We start from the raw sequence: 22,372 nt of genomic DNA, 5'->3' as shown, positions 1-22,372 counted from the left end.
AGGCGATCGATGAAGAGTGTCCGTACCTTGGGCGCGGTGCGTTGCGCCACGTCCGTGGCCGTGCTGGCGGCGTTTGCAGCGCTGACTGCATGCGGGGGAGGCGGAGGTGGTGGGGGCGCTGTCGTGTTGCCGGTGGCGACGCCTGTCGTGACCCCGAACGATCCGATCGTCGCCTCGTCCACCGTTGCGGGTCAGTGCGCCGCGCCGCGCATGGGCGTCGATCCCGACACGGGCGCTGCCTTCCCGGATCACCCCGGTTCGGCTGTCACGGAGAAAAGCTGGGTTCGCGGCTGGATCGATGAAACCTACCTGTGGTTCGACGAAGTGCCGACCACGCTGGCGGCGGCTGACTACGCGACGCCCATCGCGTACTTCAACGTGCTCAAGACCCCCAACCTGACTGCCAGCGGCCGGCCGAAGGATCGCTTCCACTTCACGCAAGACACGGCGGACTATCGAGCGCTGTCGCAGAACGGCATCGAGATCGGCTACGGCCTCGAACTGGCATTCCTCAGCGCCGCGCCGCCGCGCGATCTGCGTGTGGCCTACACGGAACCAGGGTCGCCGGCGGACCAGGCGGCGATCGCCCGCGGTGCGAAGGTGGTGACGATCGACGGCATCGACGTCGCCAACGGCGCGGACGTCGCCGGACTCAATGCCGGCCTCAGTCCCACGCACGAAGGCGAGGCGCACAGCTTCACGCTGCGCGCGGCGGATGGCGGCGACCACACAGTGACGCTCACTTCAGCCCGGATCACCCGTACGCCCGTGCAACATGTGACGACGATCGCCACGGCCAGTGGCCCCGTCGGATACATGCTCTTCAACGACCACATGGCCACGGCCGAGGCGCAGCTCATCGCGGCCGTCAATCAGCTCAAGGGCGCCGGCATCGCCGACCTGGTGATCGACATGCGCTACAACGGCGGTGGCCTGCTCGACGTGGCGAGCGAACTGGCCTACATGATCGGCCCCGCCAGCGCGACGGCCGGCACCGTGTTCGAACGCCTGCAGTTCAACAGCAAGAACCCCTTCGGATTCACTCCGGCGCAGGCCACGCTGCCTTTCCATTCAACCACGCGCGGCTTCTCGACAACGGCGGGCCAGCCCCTGCCGAAGCTGGGACTGTCGCGCGTCACGGTGCTGATCGGGGCGGACACCTGCTCGGCGAGCGAATCGGTGGTCAACAGCCTGCGGGGCGTGGGCGTGACGGTCAATCTGATCGGCGGCACGACCTGCGGCAAGCCCTATGGCTTCTTTCCGCAGGACAACTGCGGCACGACCTATTTCGCCATCCAGTTCCAGGGCGTCAACCAGAAGGGCTTCGGCGACTACGGCGACGGCTTTGCGCCGACCTGCGCAGTGGCGGACGATTTCGACCATGCCCTGGGCGATCCGGCGGAAAGCCGCTTGGCCGCGGCATTGAGCTTCCGAAGCAACGGCGCTTGTCCGGCGGTCGCGGCGAGCAAAGTCGATGCCGCACGCAGCAAGGCGGAGGTGGGCGGTGTGCCGTATCTGATCCGGTCGCCCGTGCGCGAAAACCGGATCGTGGCGCCGCCGGGCGCGAACCCTGGCTAGAACGCCGCGCAGACGCGGAGAACATCCGCGCCGTAGGCTTCGAGCTTCTTGCTGCCGATCCCGCTGATGCCCTGGAGGTCTTCGGGTGTGGCCGGCGCGCGTTCTGCAATGGCCGCGAGCGTGGCGTCATGAAAGATCACATAGGCAGGCAGGTTGTGCTCGCGCGCGACCTCGCCGCGCCAGGCCTTGAGCGCGGCGAAGCGGGCCTGAGCCTGCGCATCGAGCGTGGCAGCGGCCGGCGACGGCGCGCCGCGAGCCGTCTTTTCGCGCCGCGATTTCCGTTCCGCGGGCTGTGAGACCGATTCGCGCAGCATCACCTTCGTCTCGCCCTTCAGCACGGCGCGTGAGCCGTCGGTGAGCTGCAGCGTGTTGTAGGCCTGCGCATCGACCGAGAGGGCGCCCGTCGCGATCAACTGCCGCAGCACGCCGCGCAACTGCGGCTCGGTGAACTCGCTGCCGATGCCGAAGGTGCTCACCCGTTCGTGCCCGAACTGCTTGACCTTCTCCGTTGCCTTGCCGCGCAGGATGTCCATGATGTGCCCCGCGCCGAAGCTGATGCCGCTTTGCTGCTGCACGCGATAGATGGTGGAGAGCAGCTTGCGCGCCGCATCGGTGCCATCCCACACCTGCGGCGGCGTGATGCAGTTGTCACAGTTTCCGCAGGGCGTGCTCTTCTCGCCGAAGTACCCGAGCAGCCGCACGCGCCGGCAATCGCTGGCCTCGGCGAGCGACAGCAGGGCGTCGAGCTTGCCGCGCATCACCTGCTTGAAGTCTTCGCCGGCGGGGCTCTCGTCGATCATGCGGCGCTGGTTCACCACGTCCTGCAGTCCGTAGGCCATCCAGGCGTCGGCCGGTTCGCCGTCGCGGCCGGCGCGGCCGGTTTCCTGGTAGTAGCCCTCGATGTTCTTCGGCATGTCCAGATGCGCGACGAAGCGCACATCGGGCTTGTCGATGCCCATGCCGAAGGCGATCGTCGCGACCATCACGACGCCTTCGTCGCGCAGGAAACGGTCCTGGTGCTTCTGGCGCACTGCAGCGTCCAGGCCTGCGTGGTAGGGCAAGGCGTTGATGCCCGCATCGCTCAGTGTCTGGGCCACATCCTCGACGCGCTTGCGGGACTGGCAATAGACGACACCCGCGTCGCCCTCGTGCTCGCGCTCGATGAAGCGCAGCAGCTGCGTGGTCGCGTCCTTTTTCTCGATGATCGTGTAGCGGATGTTCGGCCGGTCGAAGCTGGAGACGAACTGGCGCGCCTCTTCAAGCTGAAGGCGCTCCACGATGTCCGCGCGCGTGAGCGCATCGGCCGTCGCGGTGAGCGCGATGCGCGGCACGCCGGCATAGCGTTCGTGCAGCACGGTCAGCGCGCGGTATTCCGGTCGGAAGTCGTGGCCCCACTGGCTGACGCAATGCGCCTCGTCGATCGCGAACAGCGACAACTTGCCGCGCTCATGCAGCGAATCGAGCTGCGACAGGAAGCGCGGCGTCGTCACGCGCTCGGGCGCCGCATAGAGCAGGGTGATCTCGCCGCGCAGCATGCGGCGTTCGACGTCCTGCGTCTGTTCCCAATCCAACGTGGAGTTGAGAAAAGCCGCATCGACGCCTGCTTCGTGCAACGCGCCGACCTGATCGTGCATGAGCGCGATCAGCGGCGACACAACCACCGCCACGCCGTGGCCCGCGCGTTGCCGTGCGATCGCTGGGATCTGATAGCAGAGCGACTTGCCGCCGCCCGTGGGCATCAGCACTAGCGCATCGCCGCCGGCAGTGACGTGATGCACGATCCCCTGCTGGGGTCCGCGGAATTGCGCGTAACCGAAGACCTCGTGAAGGATCAGTTCCGGCGCGGCTGCATGGGATTCGGAGGGCAAGGCTGACAAGGCGGCTGTGGTTCTCGTTGGGTGCTGGAGCGAGCACGCGCACCTCCCGTGCGCGCGAACCCCATTGTCTCCGATGGCCTTCCGCCGGCTGGCACGACGTTTGCGAACCAGAGTCCTGTTCGTTGCTTTGCATCCTGTCTAGACAGCTTTTGGTGCATGAAACCGCTTTCCTGCACTGGGAAGGGGCAACGCGGCTCTTGATCTGAACCGCGATTCCGGGTTAACCTGTATATACAGGTGCATCGCAGCGAAAGAAACTCGGCGTCCTGCTGGTATCCGCGCCTCATGCGGTCCAGGGAGCCGAACTTTTTTTGAAACGCAACAGGAGAACCTAGATGGTCAAGTCGGTCGGAAAAATCGCCTCGCTGGTCGCGGCAGGGGCATGCGTCGCGGCCATGGCGGCGAACGCCAGCGCGGAAGAAACCAAGATCGTGCTCGGCATGTCCGGCTGGACCGGCTTTGCGCCGCTCACGCTGGCGGACAAGACAGGCATCTTCAAGAAGAACGGCCTCGACGTCGAAATCCGCATGATCCCGCAGAAGGACCGCCATCTGGCCGTGGCTTCGGGTGCCGTGCAGTGCGCGGCCACCACGGTCGAGACGCACGTGGCCTGGAACGCCAACGGCGTGCCGATCGTGCAGATCTTCCAGATGGACAAGTCCTACGGCGCCGACGGCATCGCGGTTCGCAATGACGTCAAGACCTTTGCCGACTTGAAGGGCAAGGCAGTCGGGGTCAGCGCGCCGGGCACCTCGCCTTACTTCGGCTTGGCGTGGATGCTCAACAAGAACGGCATGAGCATGAAGGATGTGAAACTGGTCTCGCTCGAGCCGCAGCCCGCTGCCCAGGCCTTCGTCGCCGGCCAGAACGACGCCGCGATGACCTATGAGCCGTATCTCTCGACCGTGCGCTCCAACCCGGCCGCCGGCAAGATCCTCGCCACGACGCTTGACTACCCGATGGTGATGGACACGGTCGGCTGCGCGCCGACCTGGCTCAAGTCCAACGCCAAGGCTGCGCAGGCGCTGACCAATTCGTACTTCGAGGCGCTGGAGATGATCAAGAACGATCCCGCCAAGGCCAACGAGATCATGGGTGCGGCGGTCAAGCAGACGGGCGAGCAGTTCGCCAAGTCGTCGGCCTACCTGCGCTGGTCCGACAAGGCGGCCAACCAGAAGTTCTTCGCCAACGACATCATGCCGTTCATGAAGGATGCGCAGGTCATCCTGTTGGAGTCGGGTGTGATCCGCAAGGCGCCGGACGACCTGAACGCCACTTTCGACACCAGCTTCATCAAGTAAGAGCGCACCATGGACGCGACGCCTGTCATGAACTCATCCAAGCCGGTGATCCCCGTAGGGGCGGTCGCGTCGACGGCGCCTCGCCGGCGCCGGGCGCTGGCCCCGCTCGAACCCGTCAGCGCGCGAGCGCGCTGGCTGCTCGGACTGGGCTTCTTCGTGGTCTTCGTGGTCGTCTGGAGCTTCTTCACGCTCGGCGGCTTCGTCTCGCCGACCTTCCTTGCCAGCCCCATCACCATGGTCAAGGAGGGCGTGAACCTCTTCACGCAGTACGACTTCAGCCACGACATCGGCATGACCGTGTGGCGCGTGTTCGGCGGCTTCGTGCTTGCCGCCATCGTCGCGGTGCCGCTCGGGATCGCGATGGGCACCTGGAAGAGCGTCGAAGCCTTCTTCGAGCCCTTCGTGTCGTTCTGCCGCTATCTGCCTGCCTCGGCCTTCATTCCGCTGCTGATCCTTTGGGCCGGCATCGGCGAAGCGCAGAAGCTGCTGGTGATCTTCATCGGCTCGGTGTTCCAGGTCACGCTGATGGTGGCCGTCACCGTGGGCAGCGCACGGCGCGACCTGATCGAGGCGGCCTACACGCTGGGCGCCAACAGCCGCGGCATCGTCCTGCGGGTGCTCATCCCGGGCGCCGCGCCGGGCATCGCCGAGACGCTGCGCCTCGTGCTGGGATGGGCCTGGACCTACGTCATCGTCGCCGAGCTGATCGGTTCGTCCTCCGGCATCGGCCACATGATCACCGACAGCCAGGCGCTGCTGAACACCGGGCAGATCATCTTCGGGATCATCGTCATCGGCGTGATCGGCCTGATTTCGGACTTCGCTTTCAAGGCGCTCAATCGCCGCCTCTTCGCCTGGAGCACCATCTGATGAACCAGCTTTCCATTCGCGGTGTTTCGCGCACCTTCACCGGCACGCGCGGCCAGAAGACGCAGGCGCTGCTGCCGATCGACTTCGAAGTGCGCGAGAACGACTTCGTCACCATCCTCGGCCCCTCGGGCTGCGGCAAGTCCACATTGCTGCGCATCGTCGCCGGCCTCGACTATCCGACCGAAGGGCGCGTGCTGCTCGACGGCCAGACCATCGAAGGCCCGGGCGCCGATCGCGGCGTGGTGTTCCAGAGCTACACGCTCTTCCCGTGGCTCACGATCGCGCAGAACATCCGCTTCGGCCTGCGCGAGCGCGGCATGAGCGAGGCCGAACAGAAGGAGCGCAGCGACTTCTTCATCGCCAAGGTCGGGCTGCGCGGCTTCGAGAACCACTTTCCGAAGCAGCTTTCCGGCGGCATGCAGCAGCGCACCGCGATTGCGCGCGCGCTCGCCAACGATCCGAAGATGCTGCTGCTCGACGAGCCCTTCGGCGCACTGGACAACCAGACCCGCGTTCTGATGCAGGAACTGCTTCTCGGCATCTGGGAGTCGGCGCGCAAGACGGTGCTCTTCGTCACGCACGACATCGACGAGGCGATCTTCATGGCGAACCGCGTGGCCGTGTTCAGCGCGCGGCCCGGCCGCATCAAGTCGGAGATCGCGGTCGACTTTCCGCATCCCCGTCACTACACGATCAAGACCTCGCCCGAGTTCATGGAGATCAAGGCGCGCCTCACCGAAGAGATCCGCGCGGAATCCATGGCCGCGGCCGAGCACTGATACAGCCTGAATAGAAGAAGCCATGACCGCCTCCAGCCTTCGCAAAGCCGCCGACGCACGCGCGCACGCAACCCTGCCCGCGATGGCGCTCTATGAGCAGGTCAAGGCCTTCATCACGCACAAGATCCAGGACGGCTCCTGGGTGGCGGGCCATCGCCTGCCATCGGAAAGCGAACTGGTCGCGCAGTTCGGCGTGGCCCGCATGACCGTCAATCGCGCGCTGCGCGAACTGGTGGAGCAGGGCCGCATCGTGCGTGTAGCGGGCGTGGGCAGCTTCGTCGCCGAGGACAAGCCCCAGTCGACGCTGCTGCAGATTGCCAACATCGCGAGCGAGATCCGCGCACGCGGCCACGACTATCGCTGCGAGTTCCTGGTGGCCGAGCGCATCGCGGCTTCGCCCGACGTCGCTGTGTGGCTCGACCTGCGGCCCGGCGAATCGGTCTTCCATACCGTCTGCCTGCATCTCGAGAACGACATCCCGGTGCAGCTCGAAGACCGCTACGTCAATCCGCGCGTGGTTCCGAATTTCCTCGAACAGGATTTCTCGGCGATCCCGCCGAGCGAATTCCTGGTGCGCAACGTGCCGTTCGACCAGATCGAGCATGTCGTCGACGCCGTGCTGCCGACGCTCGAGCAGGCCGAACGCCTCGACATGGCCGGGACCGATCCGTGCCTGCTGCTCACGCGACGCACCTGGACACGCACCACGCCCGTGACGATGGTCCGCTGCCTGCATCCCGCGTCGCGCTACCGCCTCGGCAGCCGGTTCCGCGCCGACGGCAATCCCAGCATTGGTTAGGACGGGTCCGTCCGCCCTCACATCTTTTGACGCCCCTACTTGTATAGACAGGATCCCTCATGGACAACGCTTCTCTCACCACCGCGCCCATCGTGCTGACGCCCGGTGAAGTCGATCTGGCCACGCTGCGCCGCGTGCACGCTGGCGGCGAGCAACTGGCGCTGCATCCGTCGGCGCGTGCCGGCCTGCTGGCCGCACAAGCCACGGTGCGCAAGATCGTCGAATCCGGCGACGTGGTCTACGGCATCAACACGGGCTTCGGCAAGCTGGCGCAGACCATCATTCCGACCGAACGTCTTGCCGAACTGCAGCGCAATCTGGTGCTCTCGCACAGCGCCGGCACGGGCGAGCCACTGGCCGCGGGCGTGGTGCGCCTCGTGCTCGCGACCAAGGCCGTGAGCCTGGCGCGCGGCCATTCGGGCGTGCGGCCCGAAATCGTCGATGCGCTGCTCAGCCTGTGCAATGCCGGCCTGCTGCCGCGCATCCCGTCCAAGGGCTCGGTCGGCGCGTCGGGCGACCTCGCACCGCTCGCGCATCTGGCCTGCGTGCTGATCGGCGAAGGTGAAGTCACGACGCCCGAGGGCGATGTGATTGGCGGCGCCGAGGCGCTCGGCCGCATCGGGATTGCACCCTTCGTGCTCGGCCCCAAGGAAGGACTCGCGCTGCTCAACGGCACCCAAGTTTCGACGGCGCTCGCGCTGGCCGGCCTCTTCGGCGCCGAGGATGTCTTCGCAGCCGGCATGATGGCCGGCGCGCTGTCGCTCGAAGCCATCCAAGGTTCGATCAAGCCCTTCGACGCCCGCATCCACGCTGCACGCGGACAGCCGGGCCAGATCGCAGTGGCTGGTGCCATGCGCACGCTGCTTGAAGGCAGCGAGATCGTCCCTTCACACGCCGACTGCGGACGCGTGCAGGACCCGTATTCGATCCGCTGCGTGCCACAGGTGATGGGCGCCTGCCTCGACAACCTCGCGCATGCCGCGCGCGTGCTGCGCATCGAAGCCAATGCGGCATCCGACAACCCGCTCGTCTTCGACAACGGCGACGTGATCTCCGGGGGCAACTTCCACGCGGAGCCGGTCGCCTTCGCGGCCGACATCATCGCGCTCGCAGTGAGCGAAGTCGGTGCGATTTCCGAGCGCCGCATGGCGCTGCTGCTCGACAGCGGCCTGTCAGGGCTGCCGCCATTCCTCGTGCGCGACGGCGGCGTCAACTCCGGTTTCATGATCGCGCAGGTCACGGCCGCGGCGCTCGCGTCGGAGAACAAGTCGCTCGCACACCCCGCCAGCGTCGACAGCCTGCCGACTTCGGCCAACCAGGAAGACCATGTGTCGATGGCCACGTTCGCGGGCCGTCGTCTTGCCGACATGGTGGAAAACACCGCAGTGGTCGTCGGCATCGAAGCGATGGCCGCCGCGCAGGGCATTGAGTTGAAACGCGGACCAAAGAGCTCGCCGCTCCTCGAAGCCGAATTCGCCGCGATCCGCGAGCGCGTCGCCTTCATCGACCAGGACCGTTTCCTCGCCACCTCCATCGAAGCGATGCGCACGTGGGCGCGTCAGAGCCAGTGGCCCGAGGCCGTGCAGTCCATCCTGCCCAGCCGCATCTGAATCAACGATCAAGTTCCGTCATCGAAAGGACACTTCGCCATGAACGCACCCGACAAATTCCTCGCCGCCAAGGCCGACCCCCGCCATGACGCCAGCCGCGTGATCCGCGCGCCGCGCGGCAGCACGCTCAACTGCAAGAGTTGGCTCACCGAGGCGCCGTTCCGCATGTTGCAGAACAACCTCGACCCCGAGGTGGCGGAACGCCCGCAGGACCTCGTGGTCTATGGCGGCATCGGCCGTGCGGCGCGCGACTGGGCCTGCTTCGACCAGATCCTCGCGTCGCTCAAGGAACTCAACGACGACGAGACGCTGCTCATTCAATCGGGCAAGCCCGTGGGCGTGTTCAAGACGCACGAGAACGCGCCGCGCGTGCTGCTCGCGAACTCGAATCTCGTGCCGAAGTGGGCCACGTGGGAGCACTTCAGCGAGCTCGATCGCAAGGGCCTGATGATGTACGGCCAGATGACCGCCGGCAGCTGGATCTACATCGGCAGCCAGGGCATCGTGCAGGGCACCTTCGAGACCTTCGTCGAAGCGGGCCGGCAGCACTACAACAACGACCTCACGGGCAAATGGATTCTCACCGCGGGTCTCGGCGGCATGGGCGGCGCGCAGCCTCTGGCGGCAACGCTCGCGGGTGCGGTCTCTCTCAACATCGAATGTCAGCAGGCCAGCATCGACTTCCGCCTGCGCACGCGCTATCTCGACAAGCAGGCGAAGGACATCGATGACGCCATCGCGCTCATCAAGCAGCACACCGAGGCCGGCGAGGCGGTGTCCATCGGCCTGCTGGGCAACGCGGCCGAAATCCTCCCTGAACTGGTGAAGCGCGCGAAGGCCGGTGGCATCAAGCCCGACCTCGTGACCGACCAGACCTCCGCGCACGACCTCGCCAGCGGCTACCTGCCGATCGGCTGGACGCTCGCGCAATGGGAAGCCGCCAAGGCCGATCCGACGCAGCATCCGACCTTGCGCAAGGCGGCCGCCAAGTCCTGCGCGGTGCACGTGCAGGCCATGCTCGACTTCCAGGCGATGGGCATCCCGACGGTCGACTACGGCAACAACATCCGCCAGGTCGCTTTCGATGAAGGCGTGAAGAACGCGTTCGACTTCCCCGGCTTCGTGCCGGCCTACATCCGGCCGCTGTTCTGCGAAGGCAAGGGCCCGTTCCGCTGGGTGGCGCTCTCGGGCGACCCGGAAGACATCTACAAGACCGACGCCAAGATCAAGGAACTGTTCCCTGAGAACAAGCACACGCACCGTTGGCTCGACATGGCGCGCGACCGCATCGCATTCCAGGGCCTGCCGGCGCGCATCTGCTGGCTGGGCTTGGGCGAACGGCACGTTGCGGGTCTGGCGTTCAACGAGATGGTGAAGAACGGCGAGCTCAAGGGCCCGATCGTGATCGGCCGCGACCACCTGGATACTGGCTCGGTCGCCAGCCCCAACCGTGAGACCGAATCCATGAAGGACGGCACCGATGCCGTGTCCGACTGGCCGCTTCTCAACGCGCTGCTCAACACCGCGGGCGGTGCGACCTGGGTCAGCCTGCACCACGGCGGCGGCGTGGGCATGGGCTATTCGCAGCACTCTGGCGTGGTTATCGTCTGCGACGGCACCGACGCGGCGGCCAAGCGCATCGAGCGCGTGCTCTTCAACGACCCGGCGACCGGCGTGATGCGCCATGCCGATGCCGGCTACGACATCGCGATCGCGACGGCGAAGAAGCAGGGGCTGAACCTGCCGATGATCAAGTAAGCGCAGCGATCCGACGCAACGTGGCACTGCACCGCTTCGACATCGCCTCGCTGTCCGCGACCCCGTGGAAGAACGGAGGCGGCGTAACGCGCGAGATCGTGTGCTCGCCGCCTGGCGCGGGCATGGAAGGCTTCGACTGGCGCGTGAGCATCGCGACGATCGACAAGGCGGGGCCGTTCTCGGCCTTTGCCGATGTCGATCGCGTGATCATGCTGTTGGAGGGTGCCGGTGTTCATCTTCGTTCGCGCGATGGGCGAATCGACCATCGGCTCGACGTTCCGCATGCGCCATTCGCCTTTGGCGGTGACGTGGCGCTGGATTGCGAGTTGCTCGGCGGCGCCTCGACGGACTTCAACGTGATGACGCGCCGCGGCCGCCTGCGCGCGGAGGTGCGCGTGCTGCGCGAAGGTGGCGACATCGCGCCTGCCGGACACGGGCTGCTGCTGGCGTTGCGCGGGCATTGGCGATTGAATGACATCGATTGCGAGCCAGGCACCGGCCTCTGGTGGGACGGCGAAGTGCACGGGTGTCAGGCCGCCTCGCGCGACGTCGACGCCGCGCTCATCGCGGTGCAGATCGAATCGACAACGACAGGCTCCGGCGAATGAACACCATGACCCATTCCGAACTCCCTTCCGCCGACGGTGTCTGGGAACGCCTCCGGATTGCGCCGGGCGCCCTGGCCAACGATCAGTCCATCGACGGCGACGCGGCCATCGTCGTGGCCGCCGGCAAGATCGCCTGGATCGGCAGGCAAAGCGACTTGCCCGGCACATACGCCGGCCTGCCGCGCTTCGACGGCCGCGACGCGCTGATCACCCCCGGCCTTGTCGATTGCCACACGCACCTGGTCTACGGCGGACAGCGCGCGAACGAATTCGCGATGCGTCTCGCCGGTGCGACCTACGAAGAAGTCGCAAAGGCCGGCGGCGGCATTGTTTCCTCCGTGCGCGCTACGCGTGAGGCGGACGAAGACACGCTCTACGCACAAGCGGCACAACGCCTTGAACAATTGCTGGCCGAAGGTGTCTGCGCGATCGAGATCAAGTCGGGTTACGGCCTCGCGCTCGAACACGAACGCAAGCAATTGCGTGTGGCGCGGCGGCTGGGCGAAACGTACGGTGTCACCGTGCGTACCACCTTCCTTGGCGCGCACGCGCTGCCACCCGAATACGCGGGCCGCAGTGGCGATTACGTTGATCTTGTCTGCACCGAGATGCTGCCTGCGCTCGCCGCAGAAGGGCTTGTCGATGCGGTCGATGTGTTCTGCGAGCGCATCGCCTTCACGCTGGCCGAGACCGAGCGCGTGTTCCAGGCGGCCGAGGCCCTGGGGCTGCCGGTCAAGCTGCACGCCGAGCAACTGTCCGACATGGGCGGCGCGGCGCTCGCGGCGCGTTATGGGGCGCTGTCCTGCGATCACATCGAGCATCTCTCCACCGACGGCATTGCGGCGATGCGCGAGGCCGGGACGGTCGCGGTGCTGCTGCCCGGCGCCTACTACACGCTGCGCGACACGCACCTTCCGCCGATCGATGCGCTGCGTGCGGCGGGCGTACCGATGGCGGTGTCTACCGATCACAACCCGGGTACCTCGCCTGTACTCAGCCTGCTGCTGATGGTCAACATGGCCTGCACGCTGTTCCGACTGACCGTGCCCGAGGCGCTGGCAGGCGTGACCCGGCACGCAGCGCGTGCGCTGGGTCTGCAGGACACGCACGGCGTCTTGGCCATTGGCCGCCCTGCCAACTTCGTGCTGTGGCAGCTACGCGAGAGCGCCGAGCTTGCCTACTGGTTCGGCCAGCAGCCCGCGCGCACCATCGTGCGCCAAGGGCGTATCGCCTCCGGGCTTCAACGCTGAAGTGCAAAGCCATGCCATTGCCTGAGTCCCGGTACGCCCTCTTTGCCGCCGATGCCCTGCTGCCCAGCGGCTGGGCGCGCAACGTTCTGCTCGCATGGAATGCCGACGGCGTGCTGTCCGCTGTCACGCCCGACAGCACGCCGGCCGGCGACATATCGCGCGCCGCCGGACCTGTGCTACCCGGCATGCCCAACCTGCATTCACATGCATTCCAGCGTGCCTTCGGCGGCCTTACCGAGTTTCGCGGCGCTGCGCAGGACAGCTTCTGGAGTTGGCGCACGCTGATGTACCGCTTCGCCGCGACGATTTCGCCCGAACAAGTCGAGGCGATCGCCACCTGGCTCTACATCGAGATGCTCGAAGCCGGCTACACCTCGGTGTGCGAGTTCCACTACCTGCACCACGACCTCGACGGCAAGCCTTACGCCGACGATGCGACGTTGGCGTTGGCGCTGCTGCGTGCGGCACAGCGCGCTGGCATCGGGCTCACGCTGCTGCCGGTGCTCTACCAGACGAGCGGCTTCGGCGCGCTGCCGCCCAGCGAGGGCCAGCGGCGCTTCATCCGCTCGACCGATTCGATGCTGCGTCTGCTGGAGCGGCTGCGTCCCGCTTGCGAGGCACAGGGCGCGCGCCTCGGCCTCGCGCCGCATTCACTGCGCGCCGTGCCGCCGGATGCACTGCGCGACGCGCTCGCGGGCCTGGATGCCATCGACCCCACCGCGCCGATCCACATTCACATCGCCGAACAGACCGGCGAAGTCGATGCCTGCCTCGCCTGGAGCGGCCAGCGGCCTGTGGCGTGGCTGCTCGACCACGCGCCTGTCGATGCGCGCTGGTGCCTCGTGCATGCGACGCACATGGACGCGAACGAATACCGCCGTGCGGCGGCCAGCGGCGCGGTCGCCGGCCTGTGCCCGACCACCGAGGCGAACCTCGGCGATGGCATCTTCGATTTCGACACATGGCGCGCAGGCGGTGGACGCTGGGGCATCGGCTCCGACAGCCATGCCTGCGTCAACGCGGCCGAGGAACTGCTGATGCTGGAATACGGCCAGCGCCTCGTCACGCGGCAACGCAACGTGGGTGCCGACGCCGCGCATCGCGAAGTCGCAACCGCGCTCACGCTCGCGGCGGTGCAGGGCGGAGCGCAGGCATCGGCTCGCGCCGTCGGTGGTCTCGCTGTGGGCCAGAAGGCGGACTTCGTCGTGCTCGATGCGGCGAACGTTGCGCTGCAGGGGCTCGGCGCGGCCGACATGCTGTCCGCGCACGTGTTCGCGAGCCATCGCACTTCCGCCATCGATGCCGTCCGTGTCGCCGGGCAGTTGCGGACCACCACCGGCCGCCACGTCGCGCACGACGAAGCCGCAGCCGCCTTCGTGGCGGCGCGCAGCCAACTTCTCGCCAAGGATTGAAACCATGCCTTTCACCACCACCGAGCCTCCCTTCCGCTTCCGGCGCGGCACGCGTCCGCTGCTGATCTCGATGCCGCACGTCGGCACACACCTGCCGACGCGCATCGCTGCGCGCCTGAGCGACGAGGCGCGCCACGTGCCCGACACGGACTGGCATCTGGAACGCCTCTACGACTTCGCCGACGACCTCGGCGCTTCGGTGCTCGTCGCCACGCACTCGCGCTATGTGGTGGACCTCAACCGTCCGCCCGACGGTGCGAGCCTCTATCCGGGGCAGAGCGTCACCGGCTTGTGCCCGGTCGACACCTTCGACGACACGCCGCTCTATCCCGCCGGCGATGTCCCGGACGACGCCGAGATCGCCGAGCGGCGCGAGGCCATCTGGCAGCCCTACCACCGGCAGCTCGCCGACGAACTCGCGCGCATCAAGGAACAGCACGGCATCGCCGCGCTGTGGGACGCGCATTCGATCCGCTCCGTGCTGCCGCGTTTCTTCGAAGGCAAGCTGCCCGACCTCAATCTCGGCACCGCGCAGGGTGCGAGTTGCGATCCCGCGCTGGCCGAGACGCTGCTGGGCATCGCCAAGCAAGCACCGGGATTCACGAGCGTGCTGAACGGCCGCTTCACCGGCGGCTACATCACGCGACATCATGGGCAACCTGCGCAGGGCGTACACGCCGTGCAGCTCGAAATGACGCAGTGCAGCTACATGCAGGAGGCGCCGCCCTTCGACTACCTGCCCGAGCGCGCGGCGCTCGTGAAACCGCACGTGCGACGCATGTTGGCTGCGGTGCTTGATTTCGTCGAAGCGCGGCAGCGCTAGTCATCTTCTGAATCCCGGCAAGGTCTTCAATGAACGCATCCGTCATCCGCGAACTCGTGCGCCCCGAGGTACCCACGCTCCCGCCTTACAACGCGGGCCTGTCGTCGGAGGCCGTGCGTTCGCGCTATGGTGTCGATCGCATCGCGCGCCTCGCGAGCAACGAGAACCCCTTCGGCGCGAGCCCCGCGGTTGCACGTGCACTGGCGGACTTGGCGCTCCGAGTGGGGACGTACCCTGATGCGAACTGCACGGCATTGCGAGCGGCCATCGCCGAACGCACCGGCGCACGCGCGGAAGAGATCGTGATCGGCAATGGCTCCGAATCGATCCTGCAGATGCTCTGCCAGGCCTTCATTTCACCCGGCGACCGCGTGCTCACGCAGCGGCCCGCCTTCGGCCTGCACGAGATCTACCCGCGCATGATGGGTGCTCAGGTCGAGTTGCTTGCGCTCACGCCTTCGCTCGAATTCGACCTCGATGCATGGTGCGAAGCCCTTGCGCAGGGGCCGAAGATCGCGATGCTCGCCAATCCATCGAACCCGGTTGGCTGCATGTTCGATGCACAGGCGTTCGAGCAACTGCTGTCCGCCACGCCGGCGGGCACGCTGCTGGTGATCGACGAGGCCTACTACGAATACGCACGGCTCGCGCAAGGCTTTCCCGATGCACTGGCCGCGCTGCGTGCGCAGCAGCGTCCGTGGATCGTGCTGCGCACCTTCTCGAAGGCGTGGGGCCTGGCGGGGCTGCGCGTGGGTTACGGCATAGCGTCGGATGCTTCGCTCATCCAGTGGCTGGATCGTGTGCGCACGCCCTTCAACGTCAACGAGGCCGCACAGGCTGCCGCGCTGGCCGCCTGGGGCGACGAGGCCTTCATGGCGAACGCCGTCGAGGCGACGGTCAAGCAGCGCAAGGTGCTCGTGCGGCAACTGCGTGCGATGAACGTGCCCGGACTGCGCATCGCGCCATCTGCGGCCAACTTCCTGTTCATCGACCTGGCGCGGCCGAACGGTCCGGTCAACGAGGCACTTCTGGCGCGCGGGATCATCGTCAAGCCATGGAAGGAGCCGGGTTTCGAGACCTTCATCCGTGTCTCGATCGGCAGCGCCGACGACAACGCGCATTTCCTGCACGCGCTGGGCGAAATCCTCGCCAGCTAGGCAGCAGCCAAGACCCGCCACTGGCGCGGGGAGGAAAGCGCTTCCTACAATCGGTCCCATGAAGCCCATCGCCTACACCCGCGCGCAGCAACTGCCCGACATCCTGAGCCAACGCATCGCCATCCTGGACGGCGCGATGGGCACGATGATCCAGCGCTTCAAGCTGACGGAAGAACAGTACCGGGGCGAACGGTTCAAGGACTTCCCGCGCGACGTCAAGGGCAACAACGAGTTGCTCTCGCTGACGCGGCCCGATGTGATCCGCGACATTCACGAAGGCTATCTGGCGGCCGGCGCCGACCTGATCGAGACCAACACCTTCGGCGCGACCCGCATCGCGCAGGAGGACTACAAGATGGCCGATCTCGCTCGCGAGATGAACCTCGAATCCGCAAAGCTCGCCCGCGCGGCCTGCGACAAGTTCAGCACGCCGGACAAGCCGCGCTTCGTGGCCGGCGCCCTCGGCCCGACGCCCAAGACCGCGAGCATCAGCCCTGACGTGAACGATCCCGGCGCGCGAAACGTGAGCTTCGAGGAGCTGCGCGAGTCCTACTACGAGCAGGTCGAGGCCCTGGTCGAGGGCGGCGCCGACGTGCTGCTGGTCGAGACCATCTTCGATACGCTCAATGCCAAGGCCGCGTTGTTCGCGATCGACGAGTACTTCGAGGCCAGCGGCGAGCGGCTTCCGCTGATCATCAGCGGCACCGTGACCGACGCGTCCGGCCGCATCCTCAGCGGCCAGACAGTGACCGCCTTCTGGCACAGCGTGCGCCATGCGCAGCCGCTGGCCATCGGCCTCAACTGCGCGCTGGGTGCGGCGCTGATGCGGCCCTACATCCAGGAATTGGCACGCGTTGCGGACGACACCTTCATCAGCTGCTATCCCAACGCCGGCCTGCCCAATCCGATGAGTGAGACGGGCTTCGACGAAACGCCTGACGTCACTTCGCGCCTGTTGCACGAGTTCGCGGCCGAAGGGCTGGTCAACATCGTGGGCGGCTGCTGCGGCACCACGCCCGAGCACATCGCGGCCATCGGGCGGGCGGTTGCGCCGATCGCCGGCCGCAGCCTGCATCGCGCCGGCTATCGCGAAGCGGCTTGAATGCCCCGCACCTTGGCGCTTGTGAAGCCGAGGTGAAGAAACTCTCCAAACGTTGACGCGGTGCACGACATCGCGCGGTTAGCCGTTGTTTTGGAGAGGCCATGGCCGATTGACAGCCGCTTTGCGGCGCACCTACCCTGACCGGCAGAACAAAAGGAAATCCCATATGCAGAAAACGACACGGCGATGGATCGGCATCGGCACCATCGCCCTGGCGCTTCCGTTGGCTGCAGCCGCGCAAGACGCCTTTACGCGGGGAGCCGTCAATCTCCGCGCCGGACCTTCGAGCACCTATCCACTGGTGGCCACCCTGGCCCCGGGCCAGCCGGTTCAGGTGATGGGCTGCACCAGCGGGTATGGATGGTGCGACGTCGTGCTGCCGGACGGGCTTCGCGGATGGGCCTACGCGGGCAGCCTCGACTATGCCTACCAGGAACAACGCGTGCCGCTGGCCACGTATGGCGCGGTCATCGGCGTGCCCATCGTGACCTTCGCCATCGGAAGCTACTGGGGCGACTACTACCGCGACCGCCCCTGGTACGGGCAGCCGCGCTGGTGGGGTGGCCGACCACCGCCGCCGCCGGTTCCGGGCTGGCGCCCGCTACCGCCGCCGGTCCCGGCCTGGCGCCCCAATCCGTGGCCGGGCTATGGTCCGCACCATGGATATCGCCCGCCCCCTGCGGGGATCCGTCCGCCTGTGTCCGCGATCCGGCCGCTGCCGCCGGCAGGCATCCGCCCGCCACATGATCCGGGCCACAGGCCGCCCGGACCGCCCCCTGGCGTTCGCCCACCGCCTCCTGGAGGCGGCTTCCAACAGTCCGGCGGCCGGCCACCGGGGCAGCCGCGCGGCGACGGGCAGGGCAATCACGGCCAGGGCCATGGCGGCGGCGACCAAGGACGAAATCACGGCCACGGCGGCAACCAGGGCGGCCAAGGCCACGACCGCGGCCGCGGCGACCACCAATAGGCGACTAACGCTTCATCAACGCGACAAAGCGCTGCGCGCCAAGCCCCAGCGGTCGCTCCCGCGACCAGACGACGTCCACCCACAGGTCCAGTCCGTTCGACAGATTCTCGAAAGGGATCTCGACCACCGCACCCGCTGCCACATGCGGTCGAGCGAAATTGCGCGGCAGCCAGCCCCACCCGAGGCCGGCCGTGATCAGGCTCAGCGCCGCGAGCGCGTTGTCGGTGCGCCAGACGTGTCGCGCGAACACGAAGCGCGGATCGCTGCTCGCGAGATCGCGCCCGGCGACCACGATCTGCCGCGTCGTCGTCAGGTGCTCCGCGCCCAACCGGCCACCGGCGGCGGTCAGCACGGGATGGTCGGGCGCCATGACGGCCACCATGGTGTCGCTCGCCACTTCCTGAAAGCCCTCCCGGCCGTCGAGGCTCGGGCGCTCGAAGACCAACGCCAGTTGGGCCCGACCGCTGTGCAGCAGGCTCAGCGCGTCAGCCTGGGGCGCGGCCAGCACCTCGACCTCCAGCAGCGGAAATTCATTCGCCAGTGCGGCCAACGGTCCGCTCCAGGGCGCCGCAAGCAACTCAGGCGCGATCGCGAGCGTCAGTCGGCTCTCCAGCCCCTGCGTCAGCGCCAGCGCCTGCACCTGGAGCTGCTTGAGCTGGGCAGCGAGCAATCGCGCCTGCGGTTCCAGCGAGCGCGCAGCCGCTGTCGGCTGGGGTTCACGGCCGCTGCGGTCGAAGAGCTGGAGATCGAGTTCGGCTTCGAGATTCGCAATCGTCATGCTGACGGCGGACGGAACCCTCCCCAGCGTCCGGGCCGCGGCCGAAAAGGAGCCGTGATCGAGGACGGCGAGGAACACCTCCACGTTGTCGCTGGAAAAGCTCATGCGCGCCCAATCTATCAACAAATCTGAAAGAAGATGACTTTATATATCAGCCGATGACACATAAAGTCCATCCCAACACCAACCAAACGGGATTGATTTCATGCAAGGGCTCAAGCGTCGCGTCGTCTACATCTCGCTCTACGAAGGCATTGCCATCGTGGCGGCAAGCGCCGGGTTGGCGCTGATGTCGGGCCAGGGGCTGGGGCACTCCGGGGTTCTGGCCGTGATTGCCTCGGTCATCGCCGTGCTGTGGAACTTGAGCTTCAACGCCTTGTTCGAGCGCTGGGAATCCCGCCAGGCCGTGCGCGGCCGCAGCCTGAAGCGCCGGATCGCCCACGCGATCGGGTTCGAGGGCGGGCTGGTCGCCTTCCTCGTGCCGATCTTCGCCTGGTGGCTGGACGTCAGCCTGTGGGATGCGCTGGTGATGGACCTCGGACTGGTCGTGTTCTTCCTGGTCTACACCTTCGTCTTCAACTGGGCCTTCGACGCGCTCTTCGGCCTGCCCGCATCGGCCGCCACTGTCGCGCAGCCGGCGTAAAATCCGCGGCTCCCAAGGAGCGTTGCAGCGCCGCCGTCTGGCTTCGAGACGGCCGCGTCAGGCTTGGGCTTCCATCCCATGGATTGCAACGACGCTCGCCTGATTCCATTGCCCGCAGGTGAGCCCATGTCTTCCGATTCCTCTCCAGTCCTCGTCCCCCCGATGAAGCTGTCCGGCCTCGAGCCGGTGCAGATCGGCGAGGGCGCCTTGTTCGTCAATATCGGCGAGCGCACCAACGTCACCGGCTCGAAGGCCTTCGCGCGGATGATCCTGAACGGCCAGTTCGAGGACGCCCTGGCCGTCGCGCGCCAGCAGGTCGAGAACGGCGCGCAGGTCATCGACATCAACATGGACGAGGCCATGCTCGACAGCAAGGCCGCGATGGTGCGCTTCCTGAACCTGATCGCCAGCGAGCCCGACATCGCGCGCGTGCCCATCATGGTCGACAGTTCCAAGTGGGAAGTCATCGAGGCCGGCCTGCGCTGCATCCAGGGCAAGGGCATCGTGAACTCGATCAGCATGAAAGAAGGCGAGGACCAGTTCCGCCACCATGCGCGGCTGCTGCGTCGCTACGGTGCGGCGGCGGTCGTCATGGCCTTCGACGAAAAGGGCCAGGCCGATACCTACGAACGCAAGATCGAGATTTGCGAACGCGCCTACCGCATCCTGGTCGATGAGATCGATTTCCCGCCCGAGGACATCATCTTCGACCCGAACATCTTCGCGATCGCCACGGGCATCGAGGAGCACAACAACTACGCCGTCGATTTCATCAACGCCACGCGCTGGATCAAGGAGAACCTGGCGGGTGCGAAGGTGTCGGGCGGCGTCTCGAACGTGAGCTTCAGCTTCCGCGGCAACGACCCGGTGCGCGAAGCGATCCACACCGTGTTCCTGTACCACGCGATCAAGGCGGGCATGGACATGGGCATCGTCAACGCCGGCATGGTCGGCGTCTACGACGACCTGGAGCCCGAACTGCGCGAGCGCGTCGAGGACGTCGTGTTGAACCGCCGGCCCGATGCCGGGGAGCGCCTCGTTGAAGTCGCCGAGACCGCGAAGAGCGGTGCCAAGGACGAGAGCAAGAAGCTCGAATGGCGCGGCACGCCGGAGCACCCGGTGCATGTCAACCAGCGGCTGTCGCACGCGATGGTGCACGGCATCACCGACTTCATCGTCGAGGACACCGAGGAGGCCTACCAGCAGATCCTCGCCAAGGGCGGCCGGCCGCTGCACGTGATCGAAGGCCCGCTGATGGACGGCATGAACATCGTGGGCGACCTGTTCGGCCAGGGCAAGATGTTCCTGCCGCAGGTGGTGAAGTCGGCCCGCGTGATGAAGTCGGCGGTGGCCCACCTCATTCCCTACATCGAGGAAGAAAAGCGCCAGGACGAGGCCGCGGGCCGCGACGTGCGGACCAAGGGCAAGATCGTCATCGCCACCGTCAAGGGCGACGTGCACGACATCGGCAAGAACATCGTCACCGTCGTGCTCCAGTGCAACAACTTCGAAGTGGTGAACATGGGTGTGATGGTCCCATGCCACGAGATCCTTGCGCGCGCAAAGGTCGAGGGCGCGGACATCGTCGGGCTGTCGGGCCTCATCACGCCGAGCCTGGAGGAGATGCAGTACGTCGCCGGCGAGATGCAGAAGGACGAGCATTTCCGCATCCGGAAGATTCCCCTGTTGATCGGCGGCGCGACCACCAGCCGCGTGCACACGGCAGTCAAGATCGCGCCGCACTACGAAGGCCCGGTCGTCTACGTGCCCGATGCCTCGCGCAGCGTGAGCGTGGCGCAGTCGCTGTTGTCCGAGCAGGCGGCCAACTACATCGACGAGATCAACGCCGATTACGACAAGGTGCGGCAACTGCACGCCAACAAGAAGCAGGTGCCGCTCTGGCCGCTCGCGAAGGCGCGCGCCAACAAGACGCCGATCGACTGGTCGGGCTATGTGCCGCCGGTGCCGAAGTTCATCGGCCGCCGCGTGTTCCGGAACTTCGATCTCACCGAACTTGCCAAGTACATCGACTGGGGCCCCTTCTTCCAGACCTGGGATCTGGCGGGGCCTTTCCCGGCGATCCTGAAAGACGAGATCGTCGGCACCGAGGCCGTGCGCGTGTACGCCGACGGCCAGCGCATGCTCAAGCGCCTGATCGAAGGCCGCTGGCTCACGGCGAGCGGCGTGATCGGCTTCTGGCCGGCCAACACGGTGAACGACGACGACATCGTGCTCTACACGGACGAGTCTCGCAGCGAGGCAGCGCTCACCTGGTGGGGCATGCGCCAGCAGACCGAGAAGCACGTGATCGACGGGGTGACTCGGCCCAGCCGCTGCCTCGCCGATTTCGTCGCGCCGCGCGAGAGCGGTCTCGCGGATTACGTGGGCATCTTCGCGGTCACGGCGGGTCTCGGCGTCGAGAAGAAGGAGAAGTATTTCACCGACGACCTCGACGACTACTCGGCCATCATGCTCAAGGCGCTGGCCGACCGGCTCGCGGAAGCCTTCGCCGAGGCGCTGCATCACCGAGTGCGCACCGACCTCTGGGGCTACGCGCCCGAAGAGGCCCTGACCAACGAAGCCATGATCGCCGAGAAGTACCGCGGCATTCGGCCCGCGCCGGGCTATCCGGCCTGTCCCGACCACAGCGTCAAGCGGCCGATGTTCGACCTCCTGAACTGCGCGGACATTGGCATGACCCTGACGGAAAGCCTCGCCATGATGCCCGCCGCCAGCGTGAGCGGCTTCTATCTGAGCCATCCCGATTCGACGTATTTCAACGTCGGGAAGATCGGGCACGACCAGTTGCAGGATCAGGCCGCGCGTCGCGACGAAAGCGAAGCGGATCTCGAGCGGCTGTTGGCGCCAAATCTAGGATGACCCCCAAGCTCGCGCACTTCGTGTCGCTCTCCACCCCCTTCCAGGGGGCAACACCGGCGGCCCGGGAGGATGTTGCTCGCCCCCAGGCTTGCTCACTCCGTGTAGCCGCCAACCCCCTACCGGGGGCAACACCAGCGGCCCGGCGAAGCCGGTTCCACGGTGTTTCACGAACGGGCCTGG

Annotated in this window: 18 protein-coding genes and 1 riboswitch; of the genes, 16 read left to right on the top strand and 2 right to left on the bottom strand. The window is 66.6% G+C overall.

Annotation, left to right across the window (positions count from 1 at the left end; translation table 11 throughout):
• The first annotated feature begins 9 nt into the window (after positions 1-9).
• Positions 10-1,578 carry a S41 family peptidase gene (locus tag AC1DHL_RS19165; protein ID WP_478162996.1) on the top strand — a complete coding sequence of 523 codons (1,569 nt, stop codon included), beginning with the start codon at positions 10-12 and terminating at the stop codon, positions 1,576-1,578.
• Here the strand turns inward: AC1DHL_RS19165 and recQ are convergent.
• The gene (recQ, locus tag AC1DHL_RS19160; protein WP_478162995.1) at positions 1,575-3,455 is read right to left on the bottom strand and encodes a DNA helicase RecQ; all 1,881 of its coding nucleotides are present in this window, start codon (positions 3,453-3,455) and stop codon (positions 1,575-1,577) included. The two genes, AC1DHL_RS19165 and recQ, sit on opposite strands and share 4 nt — an antisense overlap.
• A 335-nt stretch (positions 3,456-3,790) precedes the next feature.
• Between recQ and AC1DHL_RS19155 the strand changes: the two genes are divergently transcribed.
• From AC1DHL_RS19155 to AC1DHL_RS19095, 13 genes are all read left to right on the top strand, one after another.
• Complete coding sequence (locus tag AC1DHL_RS19155; protein ID WP_478162994.1) at positions 3,791-4,756, top strand: ABC transporter substrate-binding protein; 966 nt, start codon at positions 3,791-3,793, stop codon at positions 4,754-4,756.
• A 27-nt stretch (positions 4,757-4,783) separates the two neighbouring features.
• Positions 4,784-5,626: an ABC transporter permease gene (locus AC1DHL_RS19150; RefSeq protein ID WP_478163116.1), complete on the top strand. Its 843-nt coding sequence runs from the start codon at positions 4,784-4,786 to the stop codon at positions 5,624-5,626.
• The gene (locus AC1DHL_RS19145; RefSeq protein ID WP_478162993.1) at positions 5,626-6,405 is read left to right on the top strand and encodes an ABC transporter ATP-binding protein; all 780 of its coding nucleotides are present in this window, start codon (positions 5,626-5,628) and stop codon (positions 6,403-6,405) included. Before AC1DHL_RS19150 ends, AC1DHL_RS19145 begins: the two co-directional genes overlap by 1 nt.
• A gap of 22 nt (positions 6,406-6,427) precedes the next feature.
• A complete protein-coding gene (gene hutC / locus AC1DHL_RS19140; RefSeq protein ID WP_478104280.1) occupies positions 6,428-7,204 on the top strand; it encodes a histidine utilization repressor in 777 nt (258 codons plus the stop codon).
• A 59-nt stretch (positions 7,205-7,263) separates the two neighbouring features.
• Positions 7,264-8,814, top strand: a complete 1,551-nt coding sequence (gene hutH / locus AC1DHL_RS19135) for a histidine ammonia-lyase (protein ID WP_478162992.1) — start codon at positions 7,264-7,266, stop codon at positions 8,812-8,814.
• Between the two features lie 39 nt (positions 8,815-8,853).
• On the top strand, positions 8,854-10,572 hold the full coding sequence (hutU, locus tag AC1DHL_RS19130; RefSeq protein WP_478104282.1) for a urocanate hydratase: 1,719 nt from the start codon (positions 8,854-8,856) through the stop codon (positions 10,570-10,572).
• Positions 10,573-10,598: 26 nt separating this feature from the next.
• On the top strand, positions 10,599-11,180 hold the full coding sequence (locus AC1DHL_RS19125; protein WP_478104330.1) for a HutD/Ves family protein: 582 nt from the start codon (positions 10,599-10,601) through the stop codon (positions 11,178-11,180).
• Between the two features lie 5 nt (positions 11,181-11,185).
• Positions 11,186-12,430 (top strand): imidazolonepropionase, encoded by a 1,245-nt coding sequence (hutI, locus tag AC1DHL_RS19120; protein ID WP_478163115.1) that lies wholly within the window; start codon positions 11,186-11,188, stop codon positions 12,428-12,430.
• An 11-nt stretch (positions 12,431-12,441) separates the two neighbouring features.
• On the top strand, positions 12,442-13,842 hold the full coding sequence (locus AC1DHL_RS19115) for a formimidoylglutamate deiminase (protein ID WP_478162991.1): 1,401 nt from the start codon (positions 12,442-12,444) through the stop codon (positions 13,840-13,842).
• Positions 13,843-13,846: 4 nt separating this feature from the next.
• On the top strand, positions 13,847-14,665 hold the full coding sequence (gene hutG / locus AC1DHL_RS19110) for an N-formylglutamate deformylase (protein WP_478162990.1): 819 nt from the start codon (positions 13,847-13,849) through the stop codon (positions 14,663-14,665).
• Between the two features lie 29 nt (positions 14,666-14,694).
• Positions 14,695-15,822, top strand: coding sequence for a histidinol-phosphate transaminase (locus tag AC1DHL_RS19105; protein WP_478104290.1), 1,128 nt, complete (start codon positions 14,695-14,697; stop codon positions 15,820-15,822).
• Positions 15,823-15,880: 58 nt separating this feature from the next.
• The gene (locus AC1DHL_RS19100; protein ID WP_478162989.1) at positions 15,881-16,924 is read left to right on the top strand and encodes a homocysteine S-methyltransferase family protein; all 1,044 of its coding nucleotides are present in this window, start codon (positions 15,881-15,883) and stop codon (positions 16,922-16,924) included.
• Between the two features lie 166 nt (positions 16,925-17,090).
• Positions 17,091-17,891, top strand: a complete 801-nt coding sequence (locus AC1DHL_RS19095) for an SH3 domain-containing protein (protein WP_478162988.1) — start codon at positions 17,091-17,093, stop codon at positions 17,889-17,891.
• Positions 17,892-17,895: 4 nt separating this feature from the next.
• Here the strand turns inward: AC1DHL_RS19095 and AC1DHL_RS19090 are convergent, their stop codons facing one another.
• The gene (locus tag AC1DHL_RS19090; protein ID WP_478162987.1) at positions 17,896-18,774 is read right to left on the bottom strand and encodes a LysR family transcriptional regulator; all 879 of its coding nucleotides are present in this window, start codon (positions 18,772-18,774) and stop codon (positions 17,896-17,898) included.
• Between the two features lie 100 nt (positions 18,775-18,874).
• On the opposite strand from AC1DHL_RS19090, the gene AC1DHL_RS19085 reads away from it, so the two are divergent.
• Both AC1DHL_RS19085 and metH read left to right on the top strand, forming a co-directional pair.
• Complete coding sequence (locus AC1DHL_RS19085) at positions 18,875-19,312, top strand: PACE efflux transporter (protein ID WP_478104298.1); 438 nt, start codon at positions 18,875-18,877, stop codon at positions 19,310-19,312.
• Positions 19,313-19,320: 8 nt separating this feature from the next.
• Positions 19,321-19,416, top strand: a riboswitch (S-adenosyl-L-homocysteine riboswitch).
• A gap of 22 nt (positions 19,417-19,438) precedes the next feature.
• Positions 19,439-22,192: a methionine synthase gene (gene metH / locus AC1DHL_RS19080; protein ID WP_478162986.1), complete on the top strand. Its 2,754-nt coding sequence runs from the start codon at positions 19,439-19,441 to the stop codon at positions 22,190-22,192.
• The last annotated feature ends 180 nt before the right edge of the window (positions 22,193-22,372 follow it).

Source organism: Variovorax sp. 10L426 (genome assembly GCF_056395305.1).
Note: the sequence above shows the minus strand (reverse complement) of the source record. Positions and strands in the feature narration are given on the sequence as shown.